Origin of the sequence: Stygiolobus sp. CP850M (genome assembly GCF_037389425.1) — an archaeon.
Classification (GTDB): domain Archaea; phylum Thermoproteota; class Thermoprotei_A; order Sulfolobales; family Sulfolobaceae; genus Stygiolobus.
On record NZ_JBBHKR010000075.1, the window covers coordinates 26,372 to 39,317 of the forward strand.

At 37.8% G+C, this 12,946-nt stretch carries 10 protein-coding genes, 4 pseudogenes and 2 CRISPR repeat arrays (1 of these 16 only partly in view); of the genes and pseudogenes, 8 read left to right on the forward strand and 6 right to left on the reverse strand.

Translation table 11 applies throughout. The annotated features are described in order from the left end of the window. Window positions 1–124: direct repeats of the CRISPR family, unit length 24 nt; unit sequence GTCGAAATAAGGAAGAACTGAAAG; it begins 4,411 nt to the left of the window's first position. Window positions 125–277: 153 nt separating this feature from the next. From cas2 to WIW89_RS09780, 5 genes and pseudogenes are all read left to right on the forward strand, one after another. Further along, a complete protein-coding gene (cas2, locus tag WIW89_RS09760) occupies window positions 278–559 on the forward strand; it encodes a CRISPR-associated endonuclease Cas2 (protein WP_337720616.1) in 282 nt (93 codons plus the stop codon). A 40-nt stretch (window positions 560–599) separates the two neighbouring features. Next, the gene (locus WIW89_RS09765) at window positions 600–1,199 is read left to right on the forward strand and encodes a hypothetical protein (RefSeq protein ID WP_337720617.1); all 600 of its coding nucleotides are present in this window, start codon (window positions 600–602) and stop codon (window positions 1,197–1,199) included. Between the two features lie 106 nt (window positions 1,200–1,305). Next, window positions 1,306–1,461: pseudogene (locus WIW89_RS09770) on the forward strand (MerR family transcriptional regulator); the annotation flags it as partial. A gap of 47 nt (window positions 1,462–1,508) precedes the next feature. Further along, on the forward strand, window positions 1,509–1,730 hold the full coding sequence (locus WIW89_RS09775) for an AbrB/MazE/SpoVT family DNA-binding domain-containing protein (RefSeq protein WP_337720618.1): 222 nt from the start codon (window positions 1,509–1,511) through the stop codon (window positions 1,728–1,730). A gap of 2 nt (window positions 1,731–1,732) precedes the next feature. Beyond that, window positions 1,733–3,298, forward strand: coding sequence for an N-6 DNA methylase (locus WIW89_RS09780; protein WP_337720619.1), 1,566 nt, complete (start codon window positions 1,733–1,735; stop codon window positions 3,296–3,298). Here WIW89_RS09780 and WIW89_RS09785 read toward each other — a convergent pair. Continuing rightward, window positions 3,260–4,024: a hypothetical protein gene (locus WIW89_RS09785; protein WP_337720620.1), complete on the reverse strand. Its 765-nt coding sequence runs from the start codon at window positions 4,022–4,024 to the stop codon at window positions 3,260–3,262. The two genes, WIW89_RS09780 and WIW89_RS09785, sit on opposite strands and share 39 nt — an antisense overlap. A gap of 856 nt (window positions 4,025–4,880) precedes the next feature. On the opposite strand from WIW89_RS09785, the pseudogene WIW89_RS09790 reads away from it, so the two are divergent. Further along, window positions 4,881–5,931, forward strand: a pseudogene (locus WIW89_RS09790) (ISH3 family transposase). Between the two features lie 17 nt (window positions 5,932–5,948). Further along, window positions 5,949–6,116 (forward strand): annotated as a pseudogene (locus tag WIW89_RS09795) (IS701 family transposase); the annotation flags it as partial. A gap of 260 nt (window positions 6,117–6,376) precedes the next feature. On the opposite strand, the gene WIW89_RS09800 reads toward WIW89_RS09795, so the two are convergent. The 4 genes and pseudogenes from WIW89_RS09800 to WIW89_RS09815 all read right to left on the reverse strand — a co-directional run bounded on the left by WIW89_RS09800 (window position 6,377) and on the right by WIW89_RS09815 (window position 9,081). Further along, the gene (locus WIW89_RS09800) at window positions 6,377–7,174 is read right to left on the reverse strand and encodes an ankyrin repeat domain-containing protein (RefSeq protein ID WP_337720621.1); all 798 of its coding nucleotides are present in this window, start codon (window positions 7,172–7,174) and stop codon (window positions 6,377–6,379) included. A gap of 310 nt (window positions 7,175–7,484) precedes the next feature. Continuing rightward, window positions 7,485–7,715 (reverse strand): hypothetical protein, encoded by a 231-nt coding sequence (locus WIW89_RS09805; RefSeq protein WP_337720622.1) that lies wholly within the window; start codon window positions 7,713–7,715, stop codon window positions 7,485–7,487. Between the two features lie 17 nt (window positions 7,716–7,732). After that, window positions 7,733–7,987, reverse strand: a pseudogene (locus WIW89_RS09810) (hypothetical protein). 290 nt (window positions 7,988–8,277) lie between these two features. After that, window positions 8,278–9,081 (reverse strand): hypothetical protein, encoded by an 804-nt coding sequence (locus WIW89_RS09815; RefSeq protein ID WP_337720623.1) that lies wholly within the window; start codon window positions 9,079–9,081, stop codon window positions 8,278–8,280. A 379-nt stretch (window positions 9,082–9,460) separates the two neighbouring features. Between WIW89_RS09815 and WIW89_RS09820 the strand changes: the two genes are divergently transcribed. Next, window positions 9,461–9,649: a hypothetical protein gene (locus tag WIW89_RS09820; RefSeq protein WP_337720624.1), complete on the forward strand. Its 189-nt coding sequence runs from the start codon at window positions 9,461–9,463 to the stop codon at window positions 9,647–9,649. 221 nt (window positions 9,650–9,870) lie between these two features. On the opposite strand, the gene WIW89_RS09825 is transcribed toward WIW89_RS09820, so the two are convergent. Beyond that, entirely contained in the window at window positions 9,871–10,803 is a 933-nt protein-coding gene (locus WIW89_RS09825) for a hypothetical protein (RefSeq protein ID WP_337720625.1), read from the reverse strand. Window positions 10,804–10,950: 147 nt separating this feature from the next. Then, window positions 10,951–12,912: a CRISPR direct-repeat array (repeat unit 24 nt; unit sequence CTTTCAGTTCTTCCTTATTTCGAC). Window positions 12,913–12,946 lie beyond the last annotated feature (34 nt).

Sequence of the window (12,946 nt, forward strand, 5' to 3'; positions counted from 1 at the left end):
CTGAAAGCAACTAACGAATTTAATACGTTTGCTAGCTTGTTGTCGAAATAAGGAAGAACTGAAAGGACGATGGAAGATTTTCCCATTCAGTGACTATTGCGTCGAAATAAGAAAGAACTGAAAGATGCTGTTTACCACCAGTTTGCCGAGTACTGAAAGGGGGTATAGGGTTAGCTAATGCTGCCAGGCTCTAGTGTCAAAATAAGAAAGATCTTGAACTCCGGAAGTCCTCCGGATTAACCTCAAGGTTAATATTCGTGAAAGCTTAAAGTAAGATATGTACGTGGTGGTCGCTTTTGACATCTCGTCAGAAAAAGTCAGGGGTAAAATCAGGAGATACCTCAGGGGTCTGGGTCTTTCCATGGTCAACAGATCAGTCTACGCAGGTGTTGGCGGATATAAAACAGCGCAACTTGTCTCCTCCATGGCTGAAAAAATCCTTGAAGAACACGATAACTTGTATATTATCGTTGTACGAGACGACGAATATCAAGCTTCCATCGACTGTTCCAAGTCGGGTTGCAGGAAAGTCTCAGACAGAAAATTCGAAGTATTGTAAACTCACCGCTACTCAGCTCTCATGGTCAGCCCTTTGCCCGATGAGGAGGTACCAAATCCTTACCCAGTGCGGACAAGTAGAGTATACTACACCACTCTACGTCGAGAAAATGAAAGGGGACCACGATAAGGTGACGAATTTAGTGGTCAAGTCTCTAAACGAGGCCTTGTGTGATAGGGTAATAACTTACGCTAGGGAAAAGGAGTTCCAGTTGACTTACTACGGGAACAAAGTAGTCTACCTAATAAGGGGTAGACCAGACTATTTCGCCCTACTAAGTACGAAGAAGGGCCCCGTAGCACTCGTAGCGGAAGTCACACTCCTTGACACGGTGAGGCACTTAAAAGGGGAGATGAGCTTTTACATGGCCTCTGCTGTCTACTATACGAGCGCCCCGGTGATCGGGCTGGTAATATACAACAAGGGCATTAGGTGGCTGAGCGGGACAAGTGTCACGGAGTTAAGATGTGAGGGGAAGGTAGCTAGGGACAAGTTCGACTTAGAAAGGACGTTCAATTGGGTGATGAGCGAACCGGAGGAACCGGAGGAGAGGGCAGAACAAGTGTTCAAGAAAATAAAGTGGGCCTGCAGTAACTGTGACATGATGAACACATGCCCAGTCTACTCAGTCAACATGTAATACATATTCCCGTCCCTTACCATGCGATCACGTGTCACGGGGAGGGGTGAACCCTGTCTCACGTTAACAGAGGTCTTTTTGTATTCATTTATTATCAACTAATTTCGTGGAGAAACTACTGAGGCCTAAGGAGGCTTGCCAACTGCTCAGCATTTCATACTCAACTCTCCTACGGTGGATTAGAGAAGGGAGGATAAGGGTGGTAACGACTGAAGGAGGGAAGTATAGGATACCTTATAGCGAGGTTAAGAAGTACTTAGAACTATTTACGCGTGTAGTTGAATTTTTCTTAGCAAACTGGGGAGTTAAGTGGTATTACCATCTACGCTCGCGTTAGGTTTATATGATATTACCAGTAAGTTTACTAGTAGAGTTACTAGTATGGCTAGGGTGTTAGGTAAGAGCAAGTTGTGGGGTAAGGGCTACACTACGGTACCAGTTTCGGTCAGGAGGCTCTTAGATATAAGCGAGGGTAGTGAAATAGAATGGATACTTAATGATAACAACGAGATAGTGGTTAAAAAGGTGTGATTATGTATATAGACGAAAGGCAATATAAAGTACAAGACCTTGTAGATAGGAAAAGAACATCTTCATATTATACTAATTATGATGGAATTTCTGTCATAAGATCTTTTGTAAAGGAAATTCCAAATAGAGAAGGAATAGTATTAATGGATCCCTTTATGGGTTCTGGTGTTCTACTTTCCTCAGTTAATGATCTGATTAAACCAAGTAAGGTTATTGGTATTGAGATAAATAAAGAACCTTGTGAGTTAGGGCGTAAAGTACTTTCCTCAATTTATGATAACGTAGAAGTTATATGTGGTGATGCGTTCAAGATAGCATGGAAGTATAAGGCTGATATAATAATTTCTAATCCTCCTTTCGTTAGATGGCATTTGATAAGTAATAGGAATGAGATACTGGGATCCATGATTTCTCATGGCTACGGAAAATTTATTTCAAGAAAGGATCCGGGACTTCACATACTTTCAATATTCCTTATCGATTACATACTTAAAGAGGGCGGTTATGCTTTGCTCGTCATCCCAGCTTCCACATTTTATACTAGTCAGGGGAGGGGATTAAAGGAATTTCTGAAGTATCGGTACGACATCCTCACTCTGGTAGAAAACGTTAAGGAGCCTTCGTTTAGTACTGGCAGCGGTTTCAAGGAGCTTATAATTTTCCTTAGAAAGAGAAAATTGTTTGAGCTTCACGAAACACAGACCACTATTTACCAATATGATGGTAATTTGAGGAGTTTGTACACCGTTAACGTCAAAAAAGTTCCTAAATTTCTAGATAGAAACTGGCTCAGCTTATTTGACTATGATAATGCAAGAAAGGTGGTTAAGATAATAGAAAGGGCATTAGAGAAGGGTCTATTACGTTATCTAAGCAAAGGTGAAATATTAAGAGGGGTTGAGATGTACGGACCAGAGTTCTTTTTCATTCCCAATAAGTATTGGAGTGTGTTAAGGGAAGAAGAAGACTCCGTACTAATTAAGAACCAAGCACAAATTCTAAGTATTCCTAAGAGGTATTTAGTTAAATGTCTTAGAAAGCCAGAGTATTACAATAAGGAAATAGTAGTATCAAACCCTAAATTCTACGCACTCGCAATTGATGATGAACCAGAAGGTGATTTGAAGAAATACATTGAGTGGGGAGAGAAGCAAAACCTACCAGCTCTAAAATTCGGGGATAAATGGTATCAACATATTTGGAAGCAATTGCAAACTAAGACCCCATATGGCCACATCTTTATTCATGATAAGCTAGATTTAACTAAGCATAAGATTTTAGCCAATTATAGTGAAAAGCCTTTGTGTGCATCAAAAAATTTCTACATATTAAAAGAAAACAATCCGTTAATTGCAGCGTGGTTTAACTCAAGTATTATGAGATATATACTAAAAATTTTCAGCAAGAGAATATCAGATAACTGGACGAGGTTATTAGAGGAGGATTATCTAGAAATCCCAGTACCTTCAAAATCAATGAGTGTTGATTTAAGTGATATTCAGCATGCTGAAGAAAGTATAAGAGAGTATTTAGGTTTGAGTGATATGGAGACAACAATTATTCATTAATTTTCTAGCATCATTCATGAATTCTAAAGGCTTAAATTTAAACTGCAGTTGGTTGCCTGGATGAGTGGGGTCTATTTTAGGTTTTTTAATACGGCTTCCGTTACCACCTTTTCTTTGCATAGTAATATATTTACCTATTTTAATAATACCTTCATCAGAAAATGAAATTGGTTGTTTAATAAAAAATGATATCACGTCCTGAATATTAAACATGCAGAGAATATCATCTCTTTTATCCCAAATTGCAAGGATTCTCAAATCCTCCTCATCTCTTATAAAAATTTCCTTTAATATTATGCTTAGATTGTCCTTGATAAATTTACTTATCTTATCCCTATCTTCAGGAAGAATGAATACCGCTTTAGGATCTTTAGCCTTCCTTAGAATACTGTCTAAAAGAATTTTGTATATATCTTCAGGCATATTTAACACTGTCTTCCAGACATCCAGCCCTCTTCTGTCAAGTTGGTGAAAACTAGCATCTGTAACAGTCTTTACTGAGATACATATGGTAAACTCACCTTTTATCATTAGGTCACATTTTATTCTGTTAACGGGCTTTATAACAACAAATGAATTAGGTATTTTAATACTTAATTTCTGAGCACAAGACACCAGTGCATCCTTACTATTACTAAAATACTCAATTAATTCCCTTTCAGCTTCAATCCCTTGTTTAGCCTCTTTAGAGCCGCCCATGAACTTTTCTATATATTGATCTTCCAAATCATTAAAAAGTTGAACTAATTCTTTGAATAAACTTTCAAGTTAAATAAGAAAAATTTTAACTTCTCTTAATGAGATATAGCATATATAACTACTACTAAAAATTACAAAATTTTTAGCAAACAATTTTTACACTTTCCCTTCTCTTTCAATTTTACGTATTTTTTATGAAGACTAACTTACACTTTTTTGAGACTTATAGAATTTTCATTTTCATTTTTAGAAAATTTTATGAAAAGAAAGAAGGCTTTACGCGCTTCTTTTTACTGGACCTACATTTTCACTCTTCTGTTTTTCATTCTCAGAACTCTTAGTAGTAGTTATACACACTAGTTGAATTTTTCTTAGCAACTGGGGAGTTTATACAATTATTCTCACGTCGCAGATTTAACGTTAGAATTCAACCTCATTCTTTGCTCAATTTTTCAAAATTGGATGAGAAGAAAAGCTTAATAGTTGAAAAGATAAATAATGAAGAGGGATGAGGGGGTCAGGTCAGAGCAGTGGTGTCCTATCATAGGTCAACTCGTGTCGTGTTCATCATCCCCTCATCCCCCTTTCTACTTCTGTTAAAACATTTTAAAAATTTTTTGTTTTTATCTTCGCACTTTTATTATCACAATATGAATATTATAACAGTTCTTTTATTTTATTATTTTCTTTTTCTTTACAAAGAAAGGGGGTTAAGGAGGCGGAAAGTCTCACCTCTCTCGGTAGACCCAAAATCATATTAGAAAAATATTTCTGATAGGATAATATCTAATCCATAAAAAATAATGGAATTTATACGAGTGTAAAGAATTGAAGAAAGGGTTTAAGGTGAGGGAGGTGTAGTATTACCACGTGACATAGGAAGATGGTAACACCAATTCTCCCTCACCAAACATTCAACAAATAGGATATAAATTACTTTCCATGTTGAACTTCCAAGGGGAAAAGGTAGATGAGGTAGCAAAAACTCTCATCTCGCGTGTTTGTGGAATGATTCAATAGAGGACAAGTCCGGAGCGTACGACGTATCCCCACAGACCGTGAGGAACTACGTAGAGAAACAAGGGATAGAAGTAATTGAAAAACTATTGGAAAGAGTGAGAAAAATATCATTAGAAGTACTGAAGGGGGTAAAAGAGATAGATCTTTCAATAGACTGGACAACCAAGACGTGGTACGGGAAACCGGTGAAAGGACTCGGAAGTTCAGAGAAGGGAAACTCGTAGAACTACGCAACTGCAACAACCAAGTATAAGGGGAGAATACTTTTACTTGCCTTCATTCAACAAGTGAACGGTATGACTAAGGAAGAGATAGTGAAGGCTCTAGTGGAGCAAGTTATTGCAATGGGATTCAAGATAAGGTTGATAACACTTGACGCCGGTTTCTACACTGTCGACGTGCTCAACTTCATTTCACAGTTTAAGTACATAGTTGCCGTCCCAGTTGGTGACGTTAAGGTTTATGAGGAGTTTGACGGTGATTACGAGACTAATAGTAAGAGGCATAGGAAGGATGAGCAGGTTAAGTTCAGACTCCTCGTGTATAGCAGGGAAAAAGTGAGGAGAAAGAAGAAGAGGTTTGTTTATTTTGCTAGGGCTACTAACCTCGAGATACCAAAGAGGGAAGTGTTGGATTTGTATAATAAGGTGAGAGGTCCTATAGAGACCTCCTATAGGAACATTAAGGCTTTTCTCCCATTTACTAGTTCTACTAAGTTTGTTTTCCGCACGTTGATCTTCGTTCTGGCAATCATACTCTACTCCTTATATACCGTATTCAAGGGGGAGATGGGGAGAGAGGAGTTTAGATTATTATTAATTCTTTTATTTCCAGATTTATTCAATCTAGAGAATTTTACAATTAATCTAGTAGAGACACTTATTTACACTATAGATTTATTTTTAAGGAGGTGATTTTGGGTCTACCGTGGAGGAGGGAGAGGCTCCAAGGTTACCTCACGATCTTCACCATCATGACCAACGTTGTCAGGGAGCTGGTGGGGGCTCTTAACCTGAGGAGCGTGGAGGCGTTCCTCAGGTTCGTAGAACGTCATTTAGGCGGACCACCTGGGCTGATGAAAATCTTTAAGTTACGTTAAAGTCCCATAACTGCTGCTTTTATAGTTACAAGCAATGAATCTTTTTCCCTCCTTGCTTCATAAACTATAGCGGAACCGCCTACACCTATAGTTTCCAAGATCTCGTAGTTGGGGACTTACATTACGCCTTGGTTTCTTATTATTGATTGTTGTTCTACCATAGGTAATGTTTCATTTTCGTCTGATTTTCTTTCAATACCACCATTATCTACCCGTGTTGCTTCGTTCCCTTGTATCCTAGGTCCTCTAGGTACTTCAGACTAGCTATTTCTCATGGCACTCTCAAGTAAACTACGAATTGCACTATCTTCAGCATAGTCTAAGGGAATATGCCCCTCATTGTCGGCAATCCGCGGATCAGTACCACGCTCAAGTAAAACCCTAACAACGTCAACATGACCATTTTCTGCTGCTAAATGCAATGGCGTTTGACCGTCATCATCTTTAGCGTTTGGGTTTGCCCCGTGCTCTAGCAGTAGTTTGACAATCTCAACATGACCATTAGATGCTGCTAAATGCAATGGTGTACTACCGGCTTTCCAGAGGTCATTAGTTTTAGCGTCTGGGTCAGCTCCACGCTCTAGCAGTAGTTTGACAATCTCAACATGACCATTTTCTGCTGCCAAATGTAGTGGTGTACTACCGTAATCATCTTTAGCGTCTGGGTCAGCTCCACGCTCTAGCAGTAGTTTGACAATCTCAACATGACCATTTTCTGCTGCCAAATGTAGTGGCGTAAAGTCGTCATCATCTTTAGCGTCTGGGTCAGCTCCACGCTCTAGCAGTAGTTTGACAATCTCAACATGACCATTTAATGCTGCGCTGTGCAATGGTGTCCAGCCGTATTTATTTTCAGCGTTTGGGTTTGCCCCGTGCTCTAGCAGTAGTTTGACAATCTCAACATGACCATTAGATGCTGCTATATACAACGCCGTCGCGCCGTCAATATCTACAGCGTTTGGGTCTGCCCCATTTTCTAGTGCTTTTTGTACTTTAATCAAGTCACCATTCTCAGCCGCCTCGAGGAGTTCATTGTCCCAGTTCGTTGTTCTCACCATTTCTTAATAATTTCTACTCAGCGAGTAATAAGGATTACGAAAACAAGACTAGATGTGATTAGTGCTGATAAGAATAGGACTGTTATTTTTGTTTGTGACAAACATAATCCCTCACACCAAAGTGGTGGGGTTATAAATCCGTGTCCCTTCTTTTTATGCTAGCCCTTTTACTTTTTCCACAAAAAAGGATTCCCCTTACCCCTGTTCCTCACATTTACTTTAAGGTTGACGAAAACACTCCAAGGATAGAAAAGTTAACATAAAGGGTTACTCCCCATATTTTATAGGGGGTAATTTCAATGTGGAATGTTTATTGTTTATCAATTTTTAGCATTTTACCCAAATTTTGCAGAGTGTGTTGCCCATTCTCCAGCTTATTACGTCTGGCTACTGATGGCAAATAGCAGACGGAGTACAAGGACTTCATAATTTTCGGTATCCTACCGCCTAAATGTTTAATATATGTATGTAGTGCTGCTTTCATGATATTTTTAGCCTTTTTAGCAATGCCGTTAGTACATGCTATGGTCTCTTTGCCCATAATGAGCGCAGGAATGTTTACCCGTGGCGTAACTTTTCCTTACTTTTAATTACTTCTAATCCCACCATGGACACCCTCTTAAGGGGTCATACACAGTCACCCTTAACTCATTGGGGCTAGTCGAGGGAAACACCTATATAGGCAATGTTAGCTAATACTATGCTTGAAGTTTGAGCGAAAGGTTTATTACTGAACGCCACTACCCTCCCATCCACACTTTTATCACTCCCCAAACCTCGTGAGCAGTGCCCGTCATCAGTTAAGGGGATCATGAATAAAAACTACTACTACTTCGGTAATACTATATAAACACAACTTGTCAAAACGATATTTAGAAGTGATTAAGAATAACGAGTAGTTACGTAGAAGCGTTACAGTCTTACGGGAGTCTTATTGAACCTCTTTCCCTTACATTACGGTCTGTACCACTAGTTGCTTAGCATTGCTACTATTCCTAAAACTAAGACTTACATTACGGTCTGTACCACTAGGGAAGCTTTGACAGTAAAGTGGTTCTCCCTGCCGACATGGGGTCACGTTTGGCTTTCTTCCTCGACTGGTCCTACGATGGGTTTTCTTGGTCGTCTTCGTCGATCACTGCCCTCTCCTTGTCGCATAACTCCACATGACCGAAACCGCTTGCTCTAGACGCACCGACACCCATGATCAGTGCCGTCTCAACTACCTTCATTAAGTCCTCTTTCAGGACTATGTACTCTACCTTCCCTATGAGCACTGGCTCCTTATTCCCGTCGTAAGGTATCCAAATCGTCTTAAGCCTGTTTTTCCAGGTCTCTACTATCCCTTCCTCCAGTGATAACACTTCCTCTTTACTCACGTTAGTGTCGCCTTTTAGGAGTGAATAGGGTACCCAGAAGACGGCTGAAGGTGTAGGGAGGAACTTCCTTATATCCCTGTTCACTAACAAGGGGTGGATGAGGAGTGAGGGCGAGAAACAGAGTTTGAACCTTTTTGGGAGAGTGTATCGGTCTTCCTTCACGTCGACTATCACGAACTCCAAGAGCTCGTTTTCGAACTTAGTCCTATTCCTGACCCCTACGTCTTCCTTAAATTTCTCGAAGAGTACTTCAGCTAACTCCTGAGGCACACCGACCTTAAACTTGAAAGTCCCGTTTATGTCCGTCCCTTTTAACGACCCCTTGTGATAGTAAGGGAAGACTGGGCTCCCGTGTTCATCTATCAACGGGGATACGTGTATGGGTTTTAAGAAGCCCTTGTGGGGCTGGAACATGGGTTGGAGGTCAGGCATTTCAAATAGGAGGACGGTCTTACTTATTTTGCCCGTGAAATTTGAATAGGTTCTTGAATATTTCGTCCTTATGGTAACGGTGAAAGACTTGAACATTTCAAGAGATATGCGGTGACGAGTTTAATAACTATTTTGGAGTAACTAAGTGAGTCCAATTCTGTTCTTTCCTATTTCGACATGAGACCCTTTGCGTTAAGCTGAATGTAAAGCCCCTTTCAGTTCTTTCTTAATTTGATAGAACGTAAAACGTGTATGTGATGTACTTTAACTCTCACTTTATTAATTCGACTAGATTATGCAGAGACAAACGAGAAAACTATAAGCTCTCAGTTCTTTCTTAATTCGACCAAGGCTCGATGTCTTAGACCGTATGAAGTTAGACTCTCAGTTCTTTCTTAATTCGACGAGGGAGGAGTGTTGCAAGTATACGAGTCCCCATTTTTGTCATCTCTCCCTTCCTCCCCTAGGAGGAGTGTTGCAAGTATACGAGAGCGTGTATGTGAACTCCACAACTGTACAACCAAGTTTTTATAACGTAATCGTTGTACCCTCCGAAAACAACATACTGGTATATTATGTCACGTCGTTTTTGTTCGCCGCAATGCTATCGTTAATAATAGCAGTGTTGTTATATGAGTTGCTATTACGGTTGGCATATAGGTGAGAGAACTTTTCAAGTAAATGTTTGAATTATATGTTACGGAACTAGAGTTGAAGTGGTACGTAAAAAACGTGAAAAAGCGGGAAGAAATACAAGCACATCGTATACTTGTACCCGCAAAGGTAGCAGTCTTTGAAGGAAATCGAGCCATATCTTGATTTAGAAAAAATACGATAACTTTTAGGAGGGTGATGAAAAAGGTGAGTGAAAAAGAGTTAATATATTTATAAATTTTTCAACAATAGATCTAATGCTTCTTTGATGTAATTTATGTTTATTTTATCAATAGTATCTGCTTCTGAATGATAGAATTTTATCCAATCTTTATTAGATTCCGTTATCTGTATAGATTTATCATATAAATATTCTGACATTATCGGAAATGCTTCCTTAATGTATTCTTTTGTTAATATTGGTTCTGAGTGCCCAAACATATCATATACAATAATCTTTACGCTTTTTTCTAATATTTCTTTATATTGATACTCAAAAAACCTATAACCATATCCCCAATAATATGGTTTATCATATGATAATTCTTCACAACCGGAGAATACTATTAGATTTTCTTTAATATTTACTTTATTATTTATTATTCCATATAATAAGGTTGCTGTTCCTGAAGAATTATCTAAAGCTCCATTAAATATTGTATCAAAATGAGTAAAAATTATGTTTTTTGGATTTTTTACATTTCCAACTAATATATTTTCAGTTTTTATTAATGTTTTCTTTACATTAACATAAACCTCTATTTTTTGTGAATTTACAACCTTAATTAAATCTGATTTTTTTATATTTATTACTGGAAAATCATAGAAAATTACCCCAGAAAATGCATCATAATACTGATTATAATTTATATGGGGTATATTTATTTCTTGCTTTATATTTTGGCTTGAATATATATTTTTCTCTTCGAAAGAACCTGAAACAAAAGAATTTGCCTTTCCAATTATTTTTCCTCCATTATCTAAAATTATATACGATCCTTCATCATAAGGTATAGGAACATAAAAATATTGATCTAAAAAATCTATTCCGGCTTTCTGCAAATTTTCTTTTATGTAATTAGACGTTTTATTCAGAGATTCTTCATTATTCCTTGGAGAAAACTTTTCCAAATCTTTGATTATATCTATTATTTCATATTCCATGGTACCTTATAGTATTTATAATATACTCAATTTTATCTTTACCTATAAGTTTTACGTAACTATCTTCACTAATTATTCCTCTTTCTATTAGTTTTTACTCATCTACTTCTAATAGTAATATATCATACCCTGTTTTTCCTTTGCTTTTATTTAGTTCTTTCTTATTTCGACAAAACACCGAGAAGGATGACGAAAGAAGATAAACTCTTTCAGTTCTTCCTTATTTCGACTAACACCGTACCATCTTTGAGTCTCACAATGTAGTCTTTCAGTTCTTCCTTATTTCGACTTGTGGAAAAAATGGTAGTAACTAGATATCATCACTTTCAGTTCTTCCTTATTTCGACGTGGATTACGGAGCAGGCAGAAATTAACGCCGTAAACTTTCAGTTCTTCCTTATTTCGACAAGACGTAAGACAAGTACTAAAAATAAATGAGCTGACTTTCAGTTCTTCCTTATTTCGACAAGTACCTGGTGATAGTATAACGTTAGACGTAAACTTTCAGTTCTTCCTTATTTCGACTTTGGTAACTTGTAAACAGGAATACCATTCAATCGCTTTCAGTTCTTCCTTATTTCGACGAGGTGCGGTGGCGGTGACGTTACATCAATATATCTTTCAGTTCTTCCTTATTTCGATGCAGAAAACAGAAGAATATATTTTTACAGTGGTTACTTTCAGTTCTTCCTTATTTCGACAGCAATGAGTTTATCGCTGTCACAGTAGTATCTTGTCTTTCAGTTCTTCCTTATTTCGACGTTTGTTTGTTACTAAATAAGCACTACGCCAAGACTTTCAGTTCTTCCTTATTTCGACAGATATATCCGAATTCAAAATTCGAGAAACTAGACTTTCAGTTCTTCCTTATTTCGACATTAATGAGTAATAATAGGAATGAAAGACTATGATCTTTCAGTTCTTCCTTATTTCGACTCTGGTGTCCCGTCCTCTGGTATTAAGAGATATTGCTTTCAGTTCTTCCTTATTTCGACGCTTAACCAGTTGAAACAGCAGGGACAACAAGAGTCTTTCAGTTCTTCCTTATTTCGACATACTTGAACCCAACGCGTTTTTCGGCGAAAAGATCTTTCAGTTCTTCCTTATTTCGACCTCGATAAGGACACGGTACAAAACCTGAAGGAAGCTTTCAGTTCTTCCTTATTTCGACTTTGATGATCCAGGAACAGTTTATTTACTTTTAACTTTCAGTTCTTCCTTATTTCGACAATTCCACAATCTGAAAAACTTGTTATTTTTATTCTTTCAGTTCTTCCTTATTTCGACATTACCGAAAAGCTGGGGATTGAGGTGAGTGAACTTTCAGTTCTTCCTTATTTCGACGCGTTGTGAAACTAAGAGAAAAAGCAGAGTGTGCCTTTCAGTTCTTCCTTATTTCGACCTCATTACTTTTGTTTTTGGTTTATGTAAAAAGACTTTCAGTTCTTCCTTATTTCGACGTCCTTCTCCCCCGGTCTCAGGGGTGAGAGTAAGGCTTTCAGTTCTTCCTTATTTCGACTAACCATTTGCTAGAAGTTGCTAATATACTAGGGATCTTTCAGTTCTTCCTTATTTCGACTCCAATATGCACTGCTACGCCTAATATCGTGAGGCTTTCAGTTCTTCCTTATTTCGACATGGGTAAGGTATACGTTACGAATGGGTTCTCAACTTTCAGTTCTTCCTTATTTCGACTTCGGTCTCAAATGGCAAAACGTGGATGTTGTAACTTTCAGTTCTTCCTTATTTCGACGTAGAGGATCCTGATAAAATCAAAGAGGAGGCAACTTTCAGTTCTTCCTTATTTCGACTTCCCTTATTATATATATTATCTAGAGCTTATAACTTTCAGTTCTTCCTTATTTCGACTCTACATGATATACATATTACTAATCTAACATTAACCTTTCAGTTCTTCCTTATTTCGACAGATTTATGATGAAAATGATAGATTAATGTTTAATGCTTTCAGTTCTTCCTTATTTCGACAAAAATCTCAGGAAGAATAGACCTAATTTGTGGTAACTTTCAGTTCTTCCTTATTTCGACTCTACATGATATACATATTACTAATCTAACATTAACCTTTCAGTTCTTCCTTATTTCGACAGATTTATGATGAAAATGATAGATTAATGTTTAA

What these genes read in the sequence shown, in the direction of transcription:
- WIW89_RS09765 (WP_337720617.1), top strand. Translation starts at nt 600, where the DNA reads ATGAGGAGGTACCAAATCCTTACCCAGTGCGGACAAGTAGAGTATACT.
- WIW89_RS09800 (WP_337720621.1), bottom strand. Translation starts at nt 7,174, where the DNA reads ATGGTGAGAACAACGAACTGGGACAATGAACTCCTCGAGGCGGCTGAG.
- WIW89_RS09805 (WP_337720622.1), bottom strand. Translation starts at nt 7,715, where the DNA reads ATGGGCAAAGAGACCATAGCATGTACTAACGGCATTGCTAAAAAGGCT.
- WIW89_RS09815 (WP_337720623.1), bottom strand. Translation starts at nt 9,081, where the DNA reads ATGTTCAAGTCTTTCACCGTTACCATAAGGACGAAATATTCAAGAACC.
- WIW89_RS09825 (WP_337720625.1), bottom strand. Translation starts at nt 10,803, where the DNA reads ATGGAATATGAAATAATAGATATAATCAAAGATTTGGAAAAGTTTTCT.
- cas2 (WP_337720616.1), top strand. Translation starts at nt 278, where the DNA reads ATGTACGTGGTGGTCGCTTTTGACATCTCGTCAGAAAAAGTCAGGGGT.
- WIW89_RS09780 (WP_337720619.1), top strand. Translation starts at nt 1,733, where the DNA reads ATGTATATAGACGAAAGGCAATATAAAGTACAAGACCTTGTAGATAGG.